Source organism: Paenibacillus wuxiensis, from assembly GCF_040195695.1.
GTDB classification, from domain to species: Bacteria; Bacillota; Bacilli; order Paenibacillales; family Paenibacillaceae; genus Paenibacillus_B; species Paenibacillus_B suaedae.
The window spans coordinates 427,247-452,290 of sequence record NZ_JBEFZI010000004.1; the positions used below are offsets into that span (position 1 = coordinate 427,247).

Annotated in this window: 15 protein-coding genes and 1 other annotated feature; of the genes, 13 read left to right on the forward strand and 2 right to left on the reverse strand. The window is 45.5% G+C overall.

Annotated elements, in window-relative coordinates:
• The first annotated feature begins 202 nt into the window (after nucleotides 1–202).
• From ABN764_RS10950 to ABN764_RS10990, 9 genes are all read left to right on the forward strand, one after another.
• The gene (locus ABN764_RS10950) at nucleotides 203–6,235 is read left to right on the forward strand and encodes an S-layer homology domain-containing protein (RefSeq protein WP_446671889.1); all 6,033 of its coding nucleotides are present in this window, start codon (nucleotides 203–205) and stop codon (nucleotides 6,233–6,235) included.
• 353 nt (nucleotides 6,236–6,588) lie between these two features.
• Nucleotides 6,589–7,251 (forward strand): hypothetical protein, encoded by a 663-nt coding sequence (locus ABN764_RS10955; protein ID WP_446671890.1) that lies wholly within the window; start codon nucleotides 6,589–6,591, stop codon nucleotides 7,249–7,251.
• Nucleotides 7,252–7,350: 99 nt separating this feature from the next.
• Nucleotides 7,351–7,575: a binding site (T-box leader), on the forward strand.
• A gap of 115 nt (nucleotides 7,576–7,690) precedes the next feature.
• Entirely contained in the window at nucleotides 7,691–8,953 is a 1,263-nt protein-coding gene (gene tyrS, locus ABN764_RS10960; protein WP_065291396.1) for a tyrosine--tRNA ligase, read from the forward strand.
• Between the two features lie 80 nt (nucleotides 8,954–9,033).
• Nucleotides 9,034–9,714 (forward strand): protein rep, encoded by a 681-nt coding sequence (locus tag ABN764_RS10965; RefSeq protein ID WP_446671891.1) that lies wholly within the window; start codon nucleotides 9,034–9,036, stop codon nucleotides 9,712–9,714.
• Nucleotides 9,715–10,784: 1,070 nt separating this feature from the next.
• A complete protein-coding gene (gene tyrP, locus ABN764_RS10970) occupies nucleotides 10,785–12,194 on the forward strand; it encodes a tyrosine-tyramine antiporter (protein WP_021254320.1) in 1,410 nt (469 codons plus the stop codon).
• A gap of 74 nt (nucleotides 12,195–12,268) precedes the next feature.
• Complete coding sequence (gene tdc, locus ABN764_RS10975; protein WP_142545739.1) at nucleotides 12,269–14,140, forward strand: tyrosine decarboxylase; 1,872 nt, start codon at nucleotides 12,269–12,271, stop codon at nucleotides 14,138–14,140.
• Between the two features lie 76 nt (nucleotides 14,141–14,216).
• Nucleotides 14,217–15,044: a pyridoxine/pyridoxal/pyridoxamine kinase gene (gene pdxK / locus ABN764_RS10980; RefSeq protein WP_021254318.1), complete on the forward strand. Its 828-nt coding sequence runs from the start codon at nucleotides 14,217–14,219 to the stop codon at nucleotides 15,042–15,044.
• A gap of 83 nt (nucleotides 15,045–15,127) precedes the next feature.
• Nucleotides 15,128–16,513 carry a Na+/H+ antiporter NhaC gene (gene nhaC, locus ABN764_RS10985; protein WP_174810417.1) on the forward strand — a complete coding sequence of 462 codons (1,386 nt, stop codon included), beginning with the start codon at nucleotides 15,128–15,130 and terminating at the stop codon, nucleotides 16,511–16,513.
• Between the two features lie 247 nt (nucleotides 16,514–16,760).
• Nucleotides 16,761–17,075 (forward strand): YerC/YecD family TrpR-related protein, encoded by a 315-nt coding sequence (locus ABN764_RS10990; protein ID WP_065291372.1) that lies wholly within the window; start codon nucleotides 16,761–16,763, stop codon nucleotides 17,073–17,075.
• Between the two features lie 216 nt (nucleotides 17,076–17,291).
• Here the strand turns inward: ABN764_RS10990 and ABN764_RS10995 are convergent, their stop codons facing one another.
• Nucleotides 17,292–17,396, reverse strand: a complete 105-nt coding sequence (locus ABN764_RS10995) for a DUF6254 family protein (protein WP_005543954.1) — start codon at nucleotides 17,394–17,396, stop codon at nucleotides 17,292–17,294.
• Between the two features lie 275 nt (nucleotides 17,397–17,671).
• Between ABN764_RS10995 and ABN764_RS11000 the strand changes: the two genes are divergently transcribed.
• Together ABN764_RS11000 and ABN764_RS11005 are read left to right on the forward strand one after the other, a co-directional pair.
• Nucleotides 17,672–19,357: an alpha/beta hydrolase family protein gene (locus ABN764_RS11000; RefSeq protein ID WP_446671892.1), complete on the forward strand. Its 1,686-nt coding sequence runs from the start codon at nucleotides 17,672–17,674 to the stop codon at nucleotides 19,355–19,357.
• A 149-nt stretch (nucleotides 19,358–19,506) separates the two neighbouring features.
• Nucleotides 19,507–20,532 (forward strand): alpha/beta hydrolase, encoded by a 1,026-nt coding sequence (locus tag ABN764_RS11005; protein WP_446671893.1) that lies wholly within the window; start codon nucleotides 19,507–19,509, stop codon nucleotides 20,530–20,532.
• Nucleotides 20,533–20,591: 59 nt separating this feature from the next.
• Here ABN764_RS11005 and ABN764_RS11010 read toward each other — a convergent pair whose 3' ends face one another.
• Nucleotides 20,592–22,331, reverse strand: a complete 1,740-nt coding sequence (locus ABN764_RS11010; RefSeq protein ID WP_446671894.1) for an ABC transporter substrate-binding protein — start codon at nucleotides 22,329–22,331, stop codon at nucleotides 20,592–20,594.
• Nucleotides 22,332–22,464: 133 nt separating this feature from the next.
• Between ABN764_RS11010 and ABN764_RS11015 the strand changes: the two genes are divergently transcribed.
• Together ABN764_RS11015 and ABN764_RS11020 are read left to right on the forward strand one after the other, a co-directional pair.
• The gene (locus ABN764_RS11015; RefSeq protein ID WP_446671895.1) at nucleotides 22,465–23,013 is read left to right on the forward strand and encodes a GNAT family N-acetyltransferase; all 549 of its coding nucleotides are present in this window, start codon (nucleotides 22,465–22,467) and stop codon (nucleotides 23,011–23,013) included.
• A 139-nt stretch (nucleotides 23,014–23,152) separates the two neighbouring features.
• On the forward strand, nucleotides 23,153–24,949 hold the full coding sequence (locus ABN764_RS11020) for a flavocytochrome c (protein ID WP_268623643.1): 1,797 nt from the start codon (nucleotides 23,153–23,155) through the stop codon (nucleotides 24,947–24,949).
• Nucleotides 24,950–25,044 lie beyond the last annotated feature (95 nt).

The window sequence follows — 25,044 nt, forward strand, 5'->3', positions numbered from 1 at the left end:
TACTATATTTATTATAATACTCTGTTCTAAATAAATGGTGCATCCCCCTGGCTAGATCGCGTGATTCCTTTTTTTTTGCTTTCACTTTCTTTTACAGACACTCCATATGGGGATGACCTGGATATTACAATTTGGAGGTAGAATTCAGTAGCAATACATCTACCATTCTGTAACAGATAACAAAGGAGAGAGAAAAGATCACATGCGAATACGCAGAAAATGGTTGTCTCTGGCATTGCTGGGGAGCATGCTGCTTGGCGTGCTGCAGCCCGCATTGGCGCAAGCTTCACCTGGATTCGATTATACTAAGGTACCAGAGCTATTAATTACGGAGCTGGTGCCAGATACGAAGAATGTGAATTCGGCCGACGGCTATGAGAGTATTGAGATTTACAATAATACGAACCGAGACATCAACTTCAGAGATTACAAAATCGTGTATAACAACGGCAGCAACAATGACTGGTCGCTTACGGATAAGCAAGTTCCCGTGATTATCAAGCCGCATCAGACGATCGTGCTCTGGATCATGAATGGCAGTAATACGAACGAGACGGCGGATGCATTTAACAGCAATTATACAATTAACGGATATACGTCCAATTTGATTGAAAACACGAATTTGTTCCGGATTGATGCCGGCGGAGGCATGGTGAATACGGGAGAACGCAGCGTAGCGATTCATACGCTAGGCGGTGTCGAGATTGCCAAAGCGGCTTATTCGGTAACCAAGTCCAAAGAAAATTTCGGCATTCACTATAGCTATCCAATGGATGCAAGCAAGAATATGGCGATGGTAGGCGCAGCGGAATCACAACCGGCTTCCCCAGGAACCGTTGAGGCGATTCAAGTGCCGGCATTCCCTTCGGATATCGGGGAACCGCCTGCTGCTACGGCTTTGAATTTCGATCACGTGCCGGCAAGCAAGACGCTCGTGAATCAAGATGTGCCGATCGATGCGTCCATCACAGGCAACCTGACTTCAGTTACCGCTTCCGTCTACTATAAAACAGACGTTCAGGCGGCTTATACGCCGCTAGTGATGGCGTCGGCTGACGGCTTGAAGCATACGGCTACGATTCCGGGCCAAGCGGTCGTTGATGGCAATTTGCTTCAATACTATATTGAAGCGGCGGACGGAAATCTGCAGCCGGAGCGTACGGGTACATATGCGGTCGAGATCGAATCTTTGCCGCCGGTACAAGGGGACAAGCTTCAAATCGAGCATACTTCGGCGAAGCAAGTCGATGCGAAGGATCTGCTCATTACTGCGAAGCTGAACAATCCGGATAAAGTCAAAATTGACAAAGTGGAGCTGCTGTACAAGTCGCCATCGCAGGCGAAGTACACCCTTCTGACAATGAAGCAGCTGCAACCTGATGGCAATGATTATAGCGTGACCATTCCGGCGAATGCGTTCGTCGAATCTACGCTCGATTACACCATTCGTGTGAAAGACGTCGAGAAGAGCTACTCCGTGGATGTCAATATCCCGCCATTTAACGCAGCAAAGGTGCCGTCCTTGCTGGTGACAAAGATCGTTCCGAACACGACGAACGTGCCGAACACGTCATCGGACGCATTCGAAATGATTGAAGTGTACAACAATACCGATTCACCGATCGATTTTAAGAACTACAAGGTCAACTATCGATATCCTGATGATGGACCGGAAGCTGATTTGAAATGGCCTACGACCAAAGAAGATTTCATGATTCCTTCTCAGCAGTCGGTTGTGTTCTGGATTAAGAACGGCGCGAACAATAGCTATACGGCTGCGGATTTCAACAACTTCCACAAGACGAACTTGGTTGAGGATGCGAACTTGTTCGTAATCATGAGTGACGGCATGGCGAATTCGGGTCGCCGTGGTATCGTCATTAAGACGAACACGGGCAAAGAAATTTCTTATGCCAATTATGACGCAACGACCGTATATGAAGGCGGCGTGAGCGACGAGACCAAGGAAGACAAAGCGATTCTATTCAAATATCCAATGGACGGCAGCATCACGATGATCAAGACAAGTTCCGGGCTCGCGGCGCCTGCTCCTGGCATGATCGATCCGGCGCTCGTTCCGGCCGTGCCTGTACATGTCGAGCAAGACACGACGCCACCAAAGGCAGAAGACCGCTCTGGCATAACGTCGGTAGAGCAATCGCAGAACCTTGATCTGAAAGCTTTTGCGGATGATGAGAGGCAAGTGGCGACAGTAAAAGTCTTTATCCGCACGGACAAAGAAGCGGATTATACCGGTTATGCATTGACGCAGAATTTCACTGATTCGTTGTATCATTATCTCGTGCCTGCAGCTACGCTGATCGGCAGCAAGTATATTGAATATTATTTCATGGTATCTGACGGTACAAATGAGGTGGAGACGGCAAAGGCCAAGGTGGACATCACCGGCAAGCCGGGTCATGATCCGCTCCGTCTCAACGTGAAGAACGGGGATATCGTGAACGGCACGAAGACGTTGAAAGGGACGTCGGAGACAGCGCCTGCGAATACGTTGAAGTTAAGCGTAGACGGCCAAGCGATTACACAAGGTTCGTTCGATGCATTAGAGCATGATGCATACTTCGTCTTCGAAGCGAAGAACGTGGACTATTATTTCAAGAATGCCGTCACGATGGGGCCGGAGAGCGAGAAGGATAAGACGATCCTCTATACGTTCATGGATCCGATCCCGACGTATACGACATTGACTTTTAAAATCGATGCGAGCCGCTTCCATATTGGTGCGGATAACGTGATCTATATTCGTGCAGGTTCGAAGACAAGTCCATTCGATGACCGCAAGGAAGAGAATAAAGACGATTTCGAAGTACGAAACGTACGCTTAATGCTAGCGGACGGTACCGAGATTTGGGATCCACTCTACGTGAAGGGTAAAGAAATCAAGATCGGCGACAGCCCGGTAAAAATGGAAGGAATTGGCTTCAACTTCAATCTGGATGCGAAGTACTTCCAGTCGCGCGCCTATGCTTGGGATACGACCAAAGTGGCGGACGGCGCGCATCAGGTGAAAGTGACCGATAGCAACAACGTTGACGTGACAGCGAATGTCACGGTAGACAATACGCCGCCTTCGATCAAGCCGAATGTTGAAGAAGGCAAGCAGTACCGCGGCAACTTCAATCTGGATGCGGAGATCAAAGACCAGCTTGCCGGCGTAGACCAAGTGATCGTGAAGCTGGATAACCAAGATATTAAGCTTCCCTATGCTTTATCTTCCGGCAGCATGAAGGCGGGCAAGCACACGCTGACGATTATGGCATCCGATAAGGTGGGTAATCAAGCGGAGCGCACGGTCACATTCACGACGCCGGAGGAAAATCCGCTGAAGCCGGAATTGATCGCGCCGACGCAAGGTCAATCCGAATTGGGCGGCAGCGTGGGTCTGAAGGTGAAAGTGCAGGATCCGATGAATGATCCGATGAACGTCACGTTCTACAGAGGCTTCCAATATGATGGCAACCGCACTGCAGAAGGATTCACAGGCTTCATGAACGCATCCGATACCGAACCGCCGAAAGTCATGATTCCGGAAGGAGAGCAAACATTAACGGTAGAGGACTACCGTAAGATCAGCGCAGAAGACGGCGATTACTTAGTCAATGACGCAGTGGAGCAATTCCCATACCAACGTTATCAGATTAAGCTTGACCCAGCGGTTCAGAAGACAGATCGCGTCGATATCGTCTGGAAGGGCAAATCGATCGAAGGACGTAAAGTCAGCTTGTATGCTTGGAACGAGAGCGCGAAGAAATGGGTGCAGCTCGTTACCCGCATTGCAGGCACAGAGGATTTCGAATTGAAGTCCACGGTTAAAGTCGAAGACTATGCAATGGGACAGACAATCCAGATCATCGTGCAAGATGAGATCGCGGAGATGAAGGAACTGAAGTCTGATACGGCCCAAGATCCGTATGATTTCTCCTTCGTATGGATGTCGGATACGCAGTACTACTCGCAGAGTTATCCTCAGATTTACAAGAAAATCGTGAATTGGGTGAAGGATAACAAAGAGAGCAACAATATTAAATATGTCATCCATACGGGAGACATCGTCGATAAATCCTATCAAGAGTATCAATGGCAGGAAGCGGACGAGGATATGAAGGTGTTGGAAGATGCCAACATTCCTTACGGCGTGCTTGCTGGTAACCATGATGTTGGTCACCAAGACAACGACTATACGAAGTACTGGCAATATTTCGGAGAACAGAGATTCAAGGATATGCCAACGTACGGCGAGTCCTATCAGAACAATCGCGGACACTACGATCTCGTTTCGGCCGGAGGCAATGATTTTATCATCGTCTATATGGGCTGGGGCCTGGGTGACGAGGAAATCGACTGGATGAATGAAGTCGTAGCGAAATATCCGGAGCGTAAGGCAATCTTGTGCTTGCATGAATACATGCTCGTATCCAATAACCGTGCCCCGATTGCCGATAAGATTTTCGAGAAAGTCATTAAGCCGAACAAGAACGTCATCGCGGCATTGTCCGGACACTATCACGATGCGCAGCTGAAGATCGATGAGCTGGAGGACGACAACGGCGAGAAGCGCAAAGTCTATCAGATGCTCGCTGACTATCAAGGCGCGCCGGAAGGTGGTCTCGGCTATATCCGTCTGATGCAGTTCGACATGAAGAACAACAAGCTTCACATCAAGACGTATTCGCCGTATTTGGACGATTACAATTACTATGATCCTGAGTTCTATCCTGGCAAAGACGAGTTCTCGCTGGATCTGGATTTACAGCCGAAGACCAAACGCGTCGCAACCGACTACATTGGCGTGAAGGTCTATAGTGAATTACCGATCGGCAAAGTGAACAACGTGCAGAGCGGCCAGCAGGCAGCTTTTACTTGGAATGGTCTCAAGGGCGATAGCTACTATCAATGGTATACGAAGGCAGAAGACGGCAACAGCGGTCAAGTGTTATCGGATATTTGGGGCTTCTATACAGGTAAGGTGAGTAATCCTGATCCAGGCCCTGGTACTACGAAACCAGATCCAAAGCCAGAACAAAAGCCTGATCCAAAACCTCAGCCTAAGCCGGAGACTTCTTCGGACAAAGGGGTTATGAGCATTAAACCGGGCGCGGATGGCGCTTATGAGGTAGATCGCGCTGCGCTTGAAAAAGCAGTCAATGAAGCAGAGCACGGTAAAGTGGCGATTAAGCTCGAGGCAACGTCTTCGGAACAAGCGGCTCAGCTCGTGTTGGATGCGGCTGGTGTGCAGAAAGCGAAAGAGCGCAAATTGAGTATTGAAATTGTGGGCTCTGGATTTACCGTGACGATTCCGGCAGCTTCCTTGCCGAATGGCATCGCAGATGCGGATCGCATCGTACTTCATATTGATCCGACGATGAATTCCTCAATCCAGACGGCAATCAACGCGGCAATCAGCTCGAACGGTGAACTGAAGTCGACAAGCGTAGTATTCACGCTCAAGCTAGTAACGGTCAAAGGAAAGACAGAGACGGCGGTTCAGCAATTCAGCGGTCCGATTACCGTGAAGCGTACGCTAACGGCAGAGCAAATGAAGATGCTGCAGAAAGATTACGCGAATATGTATCGTCTGGTCGATGGCAAAGCAGAGATGATCGCTGGTACGTTCGATGGGAGCACAATTAACTCCACGACGGATCAACTGGCGCAATTCGCGGTGCTTGAGCAGCACAAGCAGTTCACTGATTTAACTGGCGGTTGGGCTGATGAGTACATCCTCAAGCTGGCTGCGAAGAATATCATTAGGGGGATGGAGAATAACCAATTCCGCCCGAACTTGCATGTATCGAGAGCGGATTTCGCGACGCTCGTCATCCGTGCGCTGGGTATCCAAGCAGCAGAAGGACAGACGCCATTCGCGGATGTAGCGGCAGACCGTTACTATGCAGGCTTTGTGAGCAAAGCGGCTGAACTGGGATTGGTACAGGGCAGTAACGGCAACTTCCGTCCGACTGAGCCGATTACGCGCCAAGAAGCGGCAGTGATTCTAGCCAAAATGGCAGAATACATGAAAAAGCCACTTGCGGGATCATCCTCCGTGCCAGCATTTGCTGACTTGAGCAGCATTGCCGGATGGGCGAAGGATGCGGTGACGAAGCTGCAAGCAGCGGGTATCATTAACGGCCAAGACAACAACCGTTTCGATCCGCGCGGCTCAGTAACGAGAGCGCAAATCTCGAAGATGCTGTATATGATGTTGAATAAGTAACGAATACGCGCAGAACCCAAAAGACCGTCAGGGATCATCCTGACGGTCTTTTCATGAGCTGGAAGTACAAATATTCATATGCGGTCTGGTAGACACTAGCGTAAGCCCAGGAGATAATAGCGGCATCATCGTATAGACCCCAGTTACAGTGACTAGGGTATGGGATTCCAATCAATATCATCTTTCGCCCGAAAGGCATTGAATCCTTCGCGATCAATGGCGATTTCATCCTACACACAAACAAGCACAGACAATTTCAGTTATACACACATAGCATGTAGGAATGTACATGACTTCTTCATTTTTTCGCTGCTCTTAATCACCCAATCTAACAGGGAAAGGCGATGTGTAATATGGCTAATCTTATTGCTTTTCAAAGGATTACCAGTAATGCGTCTACTGTTTTTCTTGGTGTTAACATGGCTCAAGCTGCATTTAATGCAGCAAATGTACAAGGAGCTAATCCAGCTACGGTTCCCAGATATCTGAATCCGGTTTGGCCATTAATCCAAAAATATGATAATGATAATTTTCCCCCTTTCGGGGATAATCCCAACCCTGAATACATTTGGGATCAAACAACATCAGATGGACAGACGGTAGCTTTTGGCGCTGCGTCTGCTGGGAGAAGCATTCCAAGCGGGACAACTGAGGCATTCGCTGTTACATTAATTGCTTTTGCCGATAATGCGATGGAAGCAAAAATTGAGCTTTTTGAGTTGATAAACAATCAGTTTGTAAAAGCAGCTCCTCAGCCAGATGGGTTAGATGAACTTGTATTGGTAGCGGGAACCCCCAATATACCTGCTACAGGATTAACAGAGATAGAACCCTATAACTGGCAAAGCACTCGCGTATATTCTACTCTGTTTACAGTTGAGGCTCTGGATGCAGACAGGGTAGTCAGTATTGTTGTCTCATTTGAGGGAACCAATTACTTGGTTCCTAATCCACCGAAACCGAATCCGGCAGGTTTGCAGTTCATTCTGGATATTTACATTGCTTTCAATTTATAAATTGATTTTTAATTTAGTTGCCTCCTATTTTTAATATTCAAATTAATAATGTTGACAAACCATTTGAATAGCACTATGATTGTCAGTAATCTAATATTGAATAACCCGATGAAAGAGCGAAGTAGCAATGTTGTCACTGTTCTCAGAAAGCCAGGGGTTGATGCGACCTGGTACACACAATGAATTGCGAATTACACTCCGGAGGTTCTTAGGTAACGCTAAGCGGATTGGCAATCGATATCATTGCCGAGAGTGGTATGAATAGTGGCTGCAGCACTGTTCATGCAAGCTGGGTGGTAACACGGTTAATTAATCGTCCCTATGTCTACAATAGACAAGGAGACGATTTTTTTGTTTTTCTAAACCTATAAGGTAGCGTTTTGAACTTACATTCCCAATTATCAAATATAAATTCACACCAAGGAGCTGAATCACAATGATGAACATTATCGATGAATTGGAATGGCGCGGTGCCATTAATCAACAGACAGATGCTGAAGGTTTGCGTAAATTAACAAGCGAGAAATCGATATCATTATACTGTGGTGTTGACCCTACTGGGGACAGCATGCATATCGGACACTTGATTCCATTCATGATGCTGAAGAGATTCCAGCTTGCAGGACACCGTCCGGTGATCTTGATTGGTGGAGCAACAGGGACAATCGGCGATCCAAGCGGCCGTACAACAGAGCGTACGCTGCAAACGATGGATCAAGTCCAAAATAACGTAGATGCATTGACTGCGCAAATGAAGAAGCTGTTCTTGAACGAAGGCGACACTGGCCTGCGCATGGTGAACAACTACGATTGGACTCATAACGTAACAATTCTTGATTTCCTTCGCGACTACGGGAAGAACTTCAGCGTCAACACGATGCTGGCGAAAGATATCGTAGCAAGCCGTCTCGATACGGGGATCTCCTTCACTGAGTTCTCGTACCAGATTCTTCAGTCGATGGACTTCCATCACTTGTTCGTTAATGAAGACGTACAACTGCAAATCGGCGGCGCGGATCAATGGGGTAACATTACAAGCGGCCTTGACTTGATTCGCAAAAAAGAAGGATCAGAAGCTAAAGCATTTGGTTTGACAATTCCATTGATGCTCAAAGCAGATGGTACGAAATTCGGTAAAACTGCTGGCGGTGCAATCTGGCTCGATCCGAACAAAACGACTCCATTCGAGTTCTACCAGTTCTGGGCAAACACAGATGATCGTGATGTAATTAGATACCTGAAATTCTTCACATTCTTAACGCAAGAGCAAATCAAGACGTTGGAAGAGAAAGTACAAACTGAGCCGCATAAACGTGAAGCTCAACGTGTACTTGCTGAAGAAATGACCAAATTCGTTCATAGCGAAGAAGCATTGGTACAAGCTCAGAAAATTACAGCTGCCTTGTTTAGCGGAGATATCAAAGCGCTGACTGCAGATGAAATCGAGCAAGGCTTCAAAGATATGCCTACATTCCATGCTTCTAAGGAAGAGAAAAACATTGTAGACTGGCTCGTTGATCTTGGTATCGAACCATCCAAGCGTCAAGCGCGTGAAGATATTGCGAACGGTGCAATTTCGATGAATGGAGAAAAAGTAACGGATCTGGAAATGACAGTTACTGTGGACAATTCCTTCGATGGCCGCTTCATTATTATCCGTAAAGGGAAAAAGAGCTACAGCCTCGTGAAATTGGGAGAATAGTTGCTTATGAAATTTGGAGAATAGCTGCTACAGCTATTCTCTTTCCTTTATCTCCTTTAGTTAGGGGGCAGGATAACCAAATGCCAGAATCATGGAAAAAATCGCTGCAAAGTGCTTTACTGAATCATCGCATTATATCGGCTATCAATCAGGACATGCAAGTCAATTGGCTTATGCTCGATCTCGGGATTGCCGAAGTGGCTCTCGATCAACTGAATGAAGAACTTGACCGTATGCTGATTGCGTTCAATCGATTATGCAAGTATAAACAGGTAAAGCAGATATCGCTAGGTTGCTTTCGAATGTTGGATATTATACGAAATGAAGAGAGTTGCCAGCCTAAGCTACATATTCTGCTTCCAACAATTAAGAGTTATTTTCAAGGCAGGTATTATATTAAGGCAGAGTCGTGGTTGTGTCTATGGTGCAGAGCTTTGGATAAAGAATCTGTAGACCATGTGACCGTGAACGTGAAGGTTGTGAACCCAAAGGGCGATCAGCAGGCGACTGTTCAAAAGATGGACGAAGGCTTGGACAAGCTTGTAGTGAATAGGGGACAACGAAGGTTGGAGAGTAGTGAGCCAAGTACCCTACTCCCTTCTCGCAGATTAATTGGATACAGCAGAGTGATGAAGGAATATATGGAGAAGTTGAAGCCTGACCCTGTATATGATTTGAGCGAGTACCGAATAGAAGATGTCGTAGCGAACGCTGCATTCGAAATCATGCTCGATTGGTATCCTGGGATACGGCTCAAATAGATCATCATCCTAAGAAATAGAGTCATCATTTAATTTATATAGATGATAGAAGTTTGAAGGACTGGATTGAGACAAAATCCAGTCCTTTCTTTGTACGGAACGTCACCAATGAATGCTGCTTGGTTCAAAAAAGTGGGAGTTGAAGAGAAATTATACACTTTCTGATGCAGATTGAGCGCATTAATCTATAAAGGCAATTAAAAGATCAAAAATTGAAATGTTTGGCTATGATATATTTCACAACTAAAATATGAGGATTATCATAGGAAAATAAGAAAGAGTACTTGTTTTGATATAAGAATAGCCGATTTCAACATAATTACTTACCAAATTAATCCTCTGCATTTGTGTCTGCGTACTTCAAGCATTTGAGTGGAATTTGATAAAAAATAGAAATAGAGAGGGTATTATCTATTTCTGAGAGGTTTCCCTTACTCCAGCAAGCCGGTAAACATATTCCCCAGCATGTATAAGTATTCCCTTTTGTATTTTCTTCACTCTTTGTTCCCCAATCCAGTTTTGCCCTCAATTACGTTCAACCTTAGGGAATAAGAACAACTTCCCCAACGCATGATAGTGATATCGTCTAGTAGGCAACCAATCCCCATGAGTGCTTTTATTTCATGATTGAAAGGATGTGTGTTCAATATCAATAAATAAATGATAGAGAAGATGAATTGATGTATATATAAAAATACTATTTACCGAATTTATATTCACTATTTCACCCTGGAAATGCTTTTACCTATAGAAGCGAAAAACCTTTAAAGCCTTCATCGAATTGCTGGAAAAAGCTTTAAAGTATTTGCTAACAAGATTCTGGAAAATGACGAAAAAACCTTATGTGACAAGGTGTTGAATCGAATTGACAGAACAAAAAAATGAGGCGTATACTGACGGTGCAAGTTAATCGATTAACAAAACTATATAAATAATTTCATATGATCAAGGGGTGAGCTCGAAGCGTTTCAATTGCATTCCTATAGTTTCAATTCATACCTTATTCATTGATTTGAATAATTTAGGAAGATTGAAAAGGTTAGACAACTGAGAGAAAGAAGGATAGATCAATGGCCAATTCAAAAAAGTTGACGCTATTCGGGTTAATTGGGATTACGATGGCGTTCTTCGGTACTGTTCGTAGTGTGCCGACACTTGCCGCCACCGGCTGGACTCAAATCTTTTATATGTTGGTTGCAGCCGTATTGTTCGCCTTGCCAATCGCGTTGATGTCAGCCGAGCTGTCAACAGGGTTCCCTGAAGAGGGCGGACCGCAAGTATGGGTTAAAAACGCTTTAGGCGAGAAATGGGGCTTCGTTACCTCATGGCTCTTATGGGTACAAATGTTCTTCGGGATGGTAATGGTCGCATCCACAGTAGGGGTTCTATTCGGATACGTCATTAATGTTCCCGATTTATCATCAAACAATTACTTCATATTCGCAGTTATCCTGATTTCATATTGGGGCGTTACATTATTGAACTTGAAGTTCGATATGGTCAAAATTGCAGGTAACTGGGGCGCAATTATCGGGGTGTATATCCCATTCGTTATTCTTGTAATCCTGGGTCTTATGTATATGTTCAAAAATGGAATTAACCCACAAGGTTACTTGGCTGACTTCAAAGCAAGCAATTTGTTGCCGAATCTAAGCGATTTGGGAAGCTTGGCATTCTTGTCCGGTATCATCTTTATCTTCGCTGGTGTAGAGATCTCCTCTGTACATGCGAATAACATCGAAAATCCGAAACGCAACTATCCGATTGCAGTTATCGCTTCCGTTATCTTGCTGGTTATTTTCAACCTGATTGCAGGTCTTACTGTAGCAAACGGTGTTCCAATGGGGAAAATGGAGCTTGCGAACATTACGCAGCCTTACCTGATCTTCTGTGAAGACTTAGGCATTCCATCAATTTTCGTTAATATTATCTCGGCAATGATTTTGATCGGTGTACTCGTTCAGCTTAGTGCATGGGTACTTGGACCAAGTAAATCGATGATCAAGGTCGCAGAAGATGGTAACTTGCCGCCATTCTTCCAAAAGAGAAATGGAAAAGGTATTCCAATTTCGTTCGTATTGATTCAAGCGATTGTTATCTCGTTAGTTTCCGTTCTTTATATCGTAGTACCTGACGTAAACAGTGCGTTCTTGATTATCACAATTACAACGACAATTCTCTATTGTCTCGTATATGCTTTTATCGCAATTTCAGCAATTCGTCTTCGTTACAAAATGCCTGAAGTCGAAAGACCATTCCGACTTGGCAGCAAAGGCAATGGCTTGATGTGGTTCGTAGCTTTGCTGGCCTTGTTGAGCGTAGGCATTACATTGGTTGTTAGCTTGATTCCACCATCTATTCTCGAACCAAGCCAAACAACGGGTTATATCATTTATCAAGTAGGCGCAACAATTGTTATGGTGGGCATCGCCCTTATCATATATAAATTCAAGAAGCCAAGCTGGAAAAAGAGTGAATAGTTTCACAAATTAAGTGCTTCATCAATTCGTTTCATCACATTCAATTCATTTATACATCACGGGAGGAATAGAACATGAACTATCAAATTCCGGAAATTAACTTGAAAGCATTATTCCTTGGTTCTAAAGGCGAGAACGTTAATCTCTTCAAAGAAGTATTGAATAAAATTGTGGACGAGCATGTTGGCTGGAGACAAAACTATCAACCGCAAGATTTGCCAGTCATCTCTCCTTTCGATAAGAGCTCTGAGAGCTTCCAAAATACTGCAGACCATATGCGCAGCGTATTCGATCAATTGTCTTCCAAGCTTCGTTCCGAATCCTTGCCTTGGCATACAGCAGGACGCTTCTGGGGTCATATGAACTCTGAAACATTGATGCCTGCGATTATCGCTTATACAGCAGCAATGCTATGGAATGGTAACAACGTAGCTTATGAATCTTCTCCGGGTACATCCCAAATGGAAGAAGAAGTTGGACATCAATTGTGCAAAATGATGAGCTATCGCGAAGGACATAGCTGGGGTCACATCTGTGCCGATGGTTCCATCGCGAACTTGGAAGGTCTCTGGTATGCACGTAACATCAAGTCCTTGCCGCTTGCAATTAAAGAAGTTGCACCTGAGCATGTAGAAGGCAAATCCGAATGGGAATTGCTCAACATGCCTACGAATGAAATTATGGACATCTTGGACAAAGTTCAAGACAAATTGGATGATATCAAAGCAAAATCCGCACGCAGCGGCCGTTATTTGGACAAGCTTGGTAAATGGTTGATTCCACAAACAAAACACTATTCCTGGTTGAAAGCAGCCGACATTATCGGTATCGGCTTGGATGCTGTTGAAGCAATCGATGTAGACAGCAGCTATCACATGGATATTGAAAAGCTGGAAACACGCATTCGTGAACTGGCAGCAGAAAATACACCAGTCCTTGGGGTTGTCGGCGTAGTCGGCAGTACAGAAGAAGGTCAAATCGACCATATTCATAAAATGGTTGCCCTTCGTGAAAAATTGGCGAAGGAAGGCATTTACTTCTATATCCATGTCGATGCAGCTTACGGCGGATATGCACGTTCCATCTTCTTGGATGAAAACGATCAATTCATCGAATATAACAAAATTAATGAAGTATTCAAGAAACACAATGTCTTCACAGATATGAGCTTGAAGGACGAATGGCTTACTGAAGACGTATATGAAGCCTTCAAAGCAATGAGCCAAGTTGAATCCATTACAATTGACCCGCACAAAATGGGCTATATCCCTTACTCTGCAGGTGCAATCGTTATTCAAGATATCAGAATGCGCGATGCAATCTCTTACTTCGCAACATACGTGTTCGAGAAGGGTGCAGATATCCCAGCATTGCTCGGCGCGTACATTCTCGAAGGTTCCAAAGCCGGTGCAACAGCAGCAGCTGTATGGACAGCTCACAAAGTATTGCCGCTTAACGTTACAGGCTTTGGTAAGTTGATGGGCGCAAGCATCGAAGGCGCTTATCGCTTCTACAACTTCTTGAAGGAAAGAACATTCAACGTTAATGGCAAAGTGATTAAACTTCATCCATTGACTAAACCAGACTTTAACATGGTTGACTATGTATTTAACGAAGAAGGCAACACAGACTTGGAGAAAATGAACAAATTGAACCATGAATTCTTCAATTACGCTTCCTATGTGAAGGGCGGATTGTATAACAACGAATTCATCACTTCTCATACAGACTTTGCAATTCCTGACTATGGCAACAGCCCATTGGAATTCGTCAACAGCCTTGGATTCAGCAGAGCAGAATGGGATCGTGTTGAAAAAGTTACAATCCTTCGTGCTTGTGCCTTGTCTCCATATGCTCATGACAAAGACGTATTCGAAGAATATGCGCTTAAGATTGAGAAAGCTATTCAAGACAAGCTGGAAAAAATATACTTGTACGAAATGTAAGTTTCAAATTTATAAAATGGAATGCGTAACAATCTTCGGTTGTTGCGCATTCCTCTTTATCCAAGGAGTGCTGGATATGACAAACATCAAAAAGGTATTAACGGTTGCAGGTTCGGACTCTAGCGGCGGCGCTGGACTACAAGCGGATCTGAAAACGTTTGAAGAATACGGAACATTTGGCTTCTCTTCCATTACTTCCATCGTTACGATGGATCCGGATAACAACTGGCATCATGCCGTATATCCGATTGATCCTGAACTTGTTCGCAATCAGATTAAAACCGTACTATCTGGGGGCAAACTAGATGCGATGAAGACAGGCATGCTCGGTTCCATTCCTGTGATCGAACTGCTTAGAGAGGTTATTGACCAGCACGACATCACGAATGTCGTCATCGACCCAGTTATGGTGTGCAAAGGCGAGGATGAAGTTGTTCAACCGGAAAACGGGGAAGCCATTCGAGAGCTTCTGCTTCCTAGAGCAACGGTTGTGACGCCCAATTTATTCGAAGCGGGACAGCTTGCGGGAATTCGCAAAGTTAGCACGCTAGAGGATATGAAGGAAGCTGCAACCAAGATTCATGAGCTTGGAGCACAGCACGTAGTCATTAAGGGTGGCAAGACATTGGAAGATCAGAAGGCTATTGATCTGCTGTTCGATGGTCAATCGTTCACATTGTTCGAAGCAGAGAAGCTGGATACGAACCATAATCATGGTGCAGGGTGTACATTTGCGGCGGCTATCGCTGCTGGTCTTGCGAAGGGGATGTCGGTCAAGGATGCAGTAGCTACAGCGAAGCAATTCGTTACAGCAGGCATTGGAGGCGGATTCGCGCTTAATCAATTTGTAGGACCTGTATGGCATGGTGCGTACAATAAGGCTGAACAACGCATGAATTGCTAAACACAGCAGGTATATGTCCAATCTATAGACCCCATTTGCGAGCGCAGCATTGCAATAGTTGGTCATGAAGGAGTTCGGCTTATATGAAGAAAGAAGAGGTTACACTGAAAGAAAGCCTATTTCTTTTAGTTGTTTTATTAGCCATTATAGGAGCTTGTATTATCGGCTTAAGCATGGATCCACAAATTCCGATACTATTCTCTCTGGGGATTATTATCGTCTTCGCTAAAATAAAGGGCATATCTTGGGATCGCGTTCACAAAGGAATATCGAACGGCATTACACCCGGATTAATCCCTATTCTCATCTTTATGCTAATTGGAGCCTTAATCAGCGTGTGGATTGCAGCAGGAACAATTCCGACGATTATGGTTTATGGCTTTGGCATCTTGTCCGCTAAATATTTTTTGCCTTCTGTTTTTATCATTTGTGCAGTCGTTGGTATTACAGTAGGGAGCTCATTCACTACGATCTCAACTGTAGGTATTGCCTTCTTCGGAATGGGGCAGATTATGGGATACCATCCCGCCATTACGACCGGGGCAATCATTTCAGGTGCATTCTTAGGAAACAACGTCTCGCCTTTATCGGATACAACGAACCTGTCCTCGGCCATTGGTGAGGTTGACTTGTTCGAACATATCCGTTATATGCTGCGAGTTGTTATTCCCGCCTTCCTGATTTCGCTTTTGTTCTTTGGAATTGTAGGTCACGCGAAGGTGCTGACGACAGGCGAACAAATCAATGAACTTGTTCAGACTTTGAATTCGTCATTTACCGTATCTGCATGGACCTTGATTCCGGTATTGGTACTCTTCTTATGTGCATGGCGCAAGATTCCGGCCATCCCGACTTTGCTGCTAAGCATTGTCTTTACCATCGGAGTTCTGTTTATTTATCACCCAGAAACAAGCTTGGCAAGCCTGTCTAAGCTGATGCAGGATGGTTATGTTGCGCAGACAGGCGTTGAGAGCGTGGACAAGCTGTTGTCTCGCGGCGGTATCCAGAGCATGATGTGGTCTGTATCCCTTATTTTGCTTGCATTATCATTAGGCGGGCTGTTGGTAGAAATGAACATCATCAAAACGATTATTTCTCGCATCTCTTCATTTGTTAGCACAAAAGGAAAGCTGATTCTGATGACGGCGCTTAGCTCGATGGGGATTAACCTTCTCCTTGGAGAGCAGTACTTGTCCATTATTTTACCGGGAGAAGCGTTCAAGTCTCAGTATGATGCGATTGATGTGGGACGCAAGGAAATGACGAGAATACTCGCCAATGGCGGAGCAGCTTTTAATGCGCTCATTCCTTGGGGCGTCAGTGGGGTATTTATTACAGGGACACTCGGCGTATCGACACTTGAATATTTGCCGTTCGCTATTTTCTGTATTGTTGCACCGCTTCTCAACATTTTGTACGGTTTCTTGGGAAAATCTACGAAAGCTTCCAAAGCTTCCAAAGCAGCATAATCGCAAACGATAAGAAGAAAAGTTGGTGCATAGAGCCAGCTTTTTTTCTATGGAAGGTGCTGCTCTTCTTATGAAATATGTGGTATTAATTACTAATGAAAAATAATGCTATAATATGTTATACCTATTTCAGATACTTGGAGAAAAAAATCACATAACTGGATATGTCATATGAATGACCTTCTAATCCCACCTTCAACATGATGAGATTGGAAATCAGCCAGTCAGTACTCAAGGAGGTAAACATATGTTAATAGAAGAGCTGCAGGGGAAAGCGTTAGATGAATTTTTCCAAGGGATTTTATCTTTGGAGACGATTGAAGAGTGCTATGCTTTCTTTGATGATTTGTGCACAGTAAATGAAATTAAGACGATGGTTCAGCGTTTTCAGGTTGCGAAGATGCTGCACAACCATAACACATACAGTGAGATTGAAGCTGAGGCGAATGCAAGCACGGCTACCATTTCACGCGTTAAGCGATCCTTGAATCATGGCAACCACAGCTATGAATTCGTATTCGCACGTATGAAAGAACAATCAGAGAACAATCCAGAGAAGTAAGTTTCCAATCTTCAGACTTTGCGTACGATGTATCTGCGTACAATGAATACCTCTCCATGCAAGCTTTTGCACCTAGAAGGAAAATCAGCCTTCAAATCAATTCATTCTTTGTGATACGATACAATTTTCATACCATTAGGGAGAAGGAGGGGGACTAAGCTTCGCTGCATCATTACGAGATAAGCGAAATGCCCAAGTCGCCCCTTATCATGCATGTTACTCCTCAACAAGCTCCTTGAATGATTTCACCTTGCCATGCGCATGCGGTGTTTGCTTGCGGATTTTATCGGCGTTTTCCCGGCGATGTTTAGGAATGGACATGGATGATAGCCTCCTCTTGAAATGAGCCCAATAAGGCATAGTAAGTTTGCGGCTGGATAGATGCAAGCATCTGTCTAGCCGTGCTGCACTCAGTTCAATCGTGAACCGAATGTGTTGTTAATATGAGCTGGATTCATAGCGACTATCCCCGCCAATGTTAGGGGGAGAGGGGTTATGGATTCTTTTGACATGGAATTGGGTGTTGTGATATCTTTTATTTAGACATTTATCTAAATGTCTAATGGGTTCTAATTCTGTGGCCGGGGGGATTCCAATTGAATAAATCAGCTTGGAAATGGATGATGGCAGCATGCTTGCTGCTCGGGAGCGCAGTCCCAACTGCATTTGCGGAGGAGACGAAGCAGGAAGCGGCATCAGAAAAGAAGGAAACTGCTAGTATGGTGCAACTGCGGCAAGCGGCGAACGCAATTGGAGCTTATGTAAAGTGGGATCAGAGTACGAAAGAAGCAACGGTTACTTATGGGGATCGTGTATGGATCGTACGCAGCGGGTCTGTTGAATCGACGATTAGCGGCCAACCGTTGAAGCTGACTGCGGCACCTAGAGTGGAGCAAGGAACTCTGGTTGTACCTTGGAACGATCTGTGTGAAGCCCTGCACATTCAAGCGAAGTGGGTAAATGGGAAAGTGGAAGCAGAGACGTCGGACTGGAAGACGCGTGCGTCTCAATTTGTCATGCAATTCGCAGCAGCCGCTGACCGTCCGGAAGCGGTGGAGCAGATCCAATCTTCTCTGACTCCGGCACTCAAGAAAGCGGGTCACGTGTACCCGATCGGCATGTTTGCCAAGCAAATTACGACGATGTTCGGGCAGCCAACCCAATTGATCCAAGTCACGCAAACTGAAAATGATGTGCATCGTAATGCTGCCGTCTCATTCAAGACTGATAAAGGCTCGGTATTATCCGTGGTACTCCGTTATGCTAAGGACGGCTTGGTGGATGATATGTATTTCAACTTCGTACCCCAAGGTCAGTATCAAGCCCCATCCTATGATGATAAGGGTGCTTATAGAGAAGAGTCGATCGTAATCGGAGAAGGGGAATTCAAGCTGCCGGGCACACTGACAGTGCCAGCGACAGGAGACGGAAATTATCCGGTTCTGGTGCTTGTACATGGATCGGGTGCGAATGATCGAGATGAATCGATCGGCAGCAGCAAGATGTTCCGTGACCTGTCCGTCGGCCTTGCCAAGCAAGGGATTGCAACGATTCGTTATGAGAAGCGGACGCGTGAATATTCGTATCAGTCCACCGCAGTTCCACGCTTTACGGTGAAGGAAGAGACGATAGATGATGCCCTTCATGCGGTTGCTTGGGCGGCCCAAGACAAGCGGCTGAACAAGCAGCAGATCTTTGTGCTTGGCCACAGTCAAGGCGGAATGCTCGTGCCTAGAATTCTTGCTCAAGATACTGCGAAGGCAATTCGGGGAGCTGTAGTTGCAGCAGGGCCATCTGGCCCGCTTGAGGATCTCATGCTGACGCAATTCGAAGGCCAATTGGCTCGTGCGAAGGAGTCGAAGCTTCCAGAGCAGGCAATTGCTCAATTGGAAGCACAAGTAGCAGCTTGGAAGCAGTCCCTTCAAATCATAAAAAATAAAGAATATACAGTCGACAACTACCCGGAAAATCTGCCAATCGGCACACCTTCTTGGTGGTTTGATTTCCGTGACTATTATGGCGGAGACATTGCGAAGACTCAGCAAGTTCCGATGTTCCTCATCCAAGGGGACAATGATGTCCAAGTGGGCAAGGAGCATTTAGACGGCTGGAAGAAGGCGCTGTCGTCTCGTACCAATGTCGCATACAAGCTGTATCCGAAGCTGAACCATGTTTTTGTACCGTATGATAAACCATCGACCGGAGAAGAATATATGCTGCCGGGCAACGTACCGTTTGAAGTCATTACAGACATGGCGAAATGGATAAAAACTCAATCTTAATGATATCGTTGCCGTTATACACGTCAATGTAGCATTGGCTTATAACTAAGAGCGTGATAGTCTGGATAGCTAGGCTATGCGCTCTTTGTGATTTTTGAGTGGAATGATTTATGCGTTATAATGGATAAATAGTCAAAGGGGGGCTGGTCATGCGACGTACGAAAAAACCGCGAAAACGCAGAATCTGGCTTCTGATCTCCCTTGTTCTCATTATTTTGGTTCCCTACATATTGGTGAACAGCACACCTGCATTAACGGCGCTGTTTGTAAGAAAACTATTTGAGACTCCAATCGCGACCCAGCCAGCAGGGTATGCTTCGTATAGCAGCCAAGTGCAGGTTCAGCATGATTTGACCTATCCATCAAGGTATAAGGACAACCGATTCGATATATACTTGCCACAATCATCAAGCGCCGAAGAAGCGAAATCATACCCGACTATTATCTGGGTGCATGGAGGTGCGTATGTTGGAGGGGATAAGAAGGATCTTGCGATTTTTTCCACCATGTTAGCAAGTCAAGGTTATGTGGTATTGGCGATGAATTATGAGCGCGCACCAGAAGCCAAATATCCTACACCTCTTTTGCAACTGGATGAATGTTATCAATATGTGAAGGCAAATCCAGATCGCTTCCCGATTGATAAAAATCGGCTATTCTTTGCCGGAGATTCGGCAGGAGCACAGATTGCCAGCAACTATACAGCTATTCAGACGAACTCAGATTTGGCACGTCAAATGGGTATGGAGCAAGCAGTGCCACGAGACACGATAAAGGGAATGCTGCTGTATTGCGGCCCATTCGATCTTCAACTGTTCCACAGTACGAAGTATTCGCTGCCTGTGCAATTTTTCTTGAATCAAGTAGCTTGGAGCTACATCGGAGAGAAGAATTGGCATGAAGTGGAGAAGGTGAAGTTAGCTTCGGTTGTGAACTTTGTGACGAAGGATTATCCGCCAACCTTTATTACCGATGGCAACAAAAATTCATTTGAGGAGCACGGAAGAGAGCTGGCTGCAAGGCTGGAGGCAGTGAATGTCCCGGTTCATTCGCTATTTTTCGAGCAGGATGAAGCGATTACCGAGCATGAGTTTCAATTTAAGCTAGATACCGAGTCTGGAATGAAGGCATTGGAGCAATCTTTGTCATTTTTGAGGCAGTACGCAAGCAAATAAATAACAGGAGCCAGCATGCACAAAATAAGACAAAGCACATTGCGCTCCTGTTGGTTATATTAATTTTTTAACGGTGGAGTCCATAATTTATACAGGTCAGCAAATCCAAATGAATCATATTGAACATGCTGCAGCATCGGATGAATGGGGCGCACGTGCTGCGGATGATGCATGAAACCAATGCAGGCTTCATCAACTACGTATTGGACAATGCGATCAATTAGTCTTTCTCTCTCCTCCGCATTTTCATGTTGGAACAAAACGAATTGGGAATCAATCCATTCGAGCTGTTCATTGCTCAAATAACGACTGAAAGCCAATGCATCGCTACGGAAAGCAGCAAGCACTGACAGATGCGGATCCAGTGATGATACCTCACCGGACAGGATGATATCCATGTGCGGATCGTTCGTCGAATCATGGACATCGTTAAAGGAGTAGGGATGAAGTTCGATATGGATCCCGATACTGAGCGCCCTTTGTTGAATCCATTCTGCTTCCTCCCATGCCTCTGGGATATCCAGCATATATAGCCGCAGCTTTTCGCCGCTATATATGCTGGAGGCTAGCCATCTTTTTGCCTCTGTTAGACTTTTCCTGATCAGTGTGCTTCTCCATGGGAAAAAATGAGAGGCTGGGATAAGCCCAGTTCTGCCTAACTCCTTCCACATGGTTTCCATGTCCAGCAATTCGTTCAACGCTTTCCGCAACATGCGATCCTGCATGGTAGAAGAGTGCTTTGAATTAAACATAGCAAACCGATATCCAAGTTCCGTGGGACGATCATATGCCGAATTGAACGGAGCTGTTCCAGTGCTAGGGATGTCATATTGGATAAGATGTGCCCGTTCCGGGGGCATTTGCCAACAATGAATTTCATCCATATAAGCGCGCTCGCGAAAATACGAATCAAATGCATGCAGTACAACTCGATTCTGCTGGCAGGATACAATTCGATATGGCCCTGTGCCGATAAAGAAGCTGTCCGTATTCTCACCATCTTCGGGGAGGATGATCATCGGTGTTGATGCTAGATAGCGTCCAAACAAAGGATTCGAGCGATGTAGTATAATCCGAGCCACGAGTGGCGAAGGACAATCTATAGATGCGATATCCCGGGCAAGCCATCGGTTGGGACAGGCTGAATGCATGAGCCTCTCCATGCTGAACTTGACGTCCCGACTCGTCAAAGCGCGATGGTGATGGAACCATACCTGTTTTCGCAAATACATCGTCCATATTAACCCCTGCTCATCGACCTCCCACCCAATAGCCAAATGAGGCACAAGCTCATTCTGATTGGCATCATAACGGAGCAGTGTATCCCCGATCAACGAGGCAAGCATTGAATCATAGGTGATCGATACGAACGCAGGATCAAGATTCGTTACCGGAAAGGTCGTAATTGCATGTAACACATCCTTGCCTACTGTTGCAGGCTGCAGCCCCAACTGCTCTTGTATAGGCTTTTGCAAATCACCGATCCACTGCCTTGGAAAAGGAAGCTGAAGCACTTGGAGCAACTGCTCCATGTCCTGTTGCTGAAGACAGAGTTGGATGAAATCAAGCAGATCCTCATAAAAATCCGTAACGAAGCAAATCTCGGATTGATTTCCTCTGCCGCGTCCGGGAATGTAAGTACAACCATACTCAGATACCAGCTTAAGTAGCTTTCGTTTAGCATTTTTCCGGCTGCAATGCCATACATTCTCCAGTTCTTGCAGCCGCAGCACTGCGATACGCTCATGTTCACGCTCGTAGAGATAGGCGCGCAATGATAAATAATCCAGTTGAAGCAATTGACTCACCTCACTAAAAGGGGACATGTAAGCAAGGATTATACCCTTTTTTCCTCTTTTTGCAAGGCTGATAATAGGGATAAAGCAATTATTATTAGTTTTCTAAACAAGAGAGAAGCAGGGAGGCATTCCTATGTTCACAACAGAAAGAATCCGATTGCGCAAAATGACGGAGCAGGATGCACAGGTATATCATAGCTGGAGAAACGATGCAAGGGTGATGGAGACAACGAATCCGCATATGGATTTATATGCTCCTGAGGATACTGATGCTTTTGTTCGCACTGTTATACTTGGATCTTCGAGTTCGAAATCGTATATCATTGGTGACGCAGACACGGATACGCCCATCGGAATCATGTCGCTCATTTCAATCGATTACAAAAATCGCAATGCGGAGCTGATTATCGATATCGGCGAACCGGATTATTGGGGGAAAGGGTACGGTCAGGAAGCATTGCAGATTTTGCTGCACTATGCCTTCAATGAGTTGAATTTGCATCGATTGTCCTTACGGGTGTTCGATTTTAACGAGAGAGCGATTAGGCTGTACTCAAAAATAGGCTTCAAGCAAGAGGGGGTTATAAAAGAGGCCTTATTCCGTAATGGAGCTTGGCACGATATTATCCATATGGGACTGCTGCAATCGGAGTACATGAAGCAAAGTCTATTTCTAAAATAATGAAAATAAAAGATATACTAGGTGAAAGTGATAACTTTCACTTTTAACATTACAAATATATGCTACTCTTATCTATGTACGGTACATCTTCCGCATGCGCAGCGGACAACCAGTATATACAGACGAGGGGTATAACAACATGAAGAGCATTCGTAAGGCTGGAACTTGGCTGCTCATTTTATGTCTTATTGTAATGGTAGCAGCTTGTGGCAATGGAAGTGGCAAGGAATCGCAAGGAGCCGCACAGCAGGAACAAGGCAAGACCATTACATCTGTCGGGGAAGGTGATGGCAAGCACGGTGCGATCAAGGTAGAGGTTACATTCGACAATAATGAAATTACGGATATTAAGGTACTCGAACAGAAGGAGAACGAAGTTCTGGCCGAGCCTGTATATAAACAGCTGAAAGAAAATATGATCACCACCAATACGGCTGAAGTAGATGCAATCAGCGGCTCCAGCATGACGAGTCATGGCTTCATTGATGCAGTCCAAGATGCTGTATCTAAAGCCGGAATTACGCTCATCGCGAAGAAGGCCGATTCCTCCAATAAATCCGAGGAGCCTGCGGAACAAACCTATGACATCGTTGTGGTTGGTGCAGGCGGAGCGGGATTCAGTGCGGCAATTGAAGCGAAGAAGGCAGGGGCTACTGTCGTTCTGTTGGAGAAGATGCCAACCGTTGGCGGCAACACATTGATTTCCGGCGGGGAAATGAACGCAGCGAACACATGGGTTCAACAGAAACTTGGCATTAAAGATGATGTCGAATTGTTTATTAAGGATACGCTGAAGGGCGGCGACAACGTCGGTGATCCAGAGATGGTGCGCACGATGGCTGAGAATGCGACCCAAGCAGCAGAATGGCTGAAGGATGAGATCAAGGTTGAATTTTTGCCGGATCATCTCTTCCAGTTCGGTGGACACTCCGTGAAGCGCGCGCTTATTCCACAGGGACATACAGGGGCAGAGCTGATTACGAAGCTGAAGAAGCATTTGGATGGGGCTGGCATTCCGCTGAAGACAGATACGAAAGTGGAAAAACTGCTCACAGACAGCTCTGGCAAAGTAATCGGCGTAGAAGCAACAGGCGCTAAAGGAAGCAAGCTGACATTCCATGCGAACAAGGGCGTTATCATTGCATCCGGCGGCTTTGGCTCCAATGTAGAAATGCGTAAGAAATATAATCCGGAGTATGACGAGAAATACATGACAACAGATGCTCCTGGCTCTACAGGTGACGGTATCGTGATGGCTCAGGATGTAGGGGCAGCATTAACGAACATGGAGAGCATTCAAACGTATCCGGTCTGCGATCCAGTAACAGGTGTTATTTCACTCGTAGCGGACAGCCGCTTCGATGGCGCAATCCTTGTGAACCAAAGCGGTAAGCGGTTTGTTGAAGAACTTGAACGCCGCGACGTAATTTCTAAGGCAATTTTGGCGCAAGAGGGAAAATACGCTTACCAACTGTGGAACGAAGATATTGCGAATATTAGCAAAACGCACGAGGTGCACAAGGACGAATACGATGCGCTCGTGAAGGAAGGCATGCTGTATAAAGCGGACACGCTTGAAGACGCTGCAAAGTTCTTCAACATCGATCCGGCTGCATTGAAGGCAACAATTGAGCGGGTCAACGGCTTCGCAAAAGCAGGAGACGATAAGGACTTCCATCATCGTGCTGGCCTGAAGGACATGAGCAAGGGCCCTTATTATATTGAAAAAGCAGTTCCATCCGTTCACCATACGATGGGTGGCGTGGTGATCAACAAGACGACTCAAGTATTGAATGAGAAGGGACAACCGATCCCAGGCTTGTTCGCAGCAGGTGAAGTAACAGGTGTCATCCACGGCAAGAACCGTCTCGGCGGCAACGCGGTTGCGGACGCCATTACATTTGGCCGTATTGCAGGACAACAGTCAGTGAAATAAAAGTTAGGCAGATGTGATTATAGTGAACCCTGATTAACAAGCTAATCATAGTAAATGGAAGTAGGCCGCAGCTTAGCTGCGGCCTTTTCTTGTAG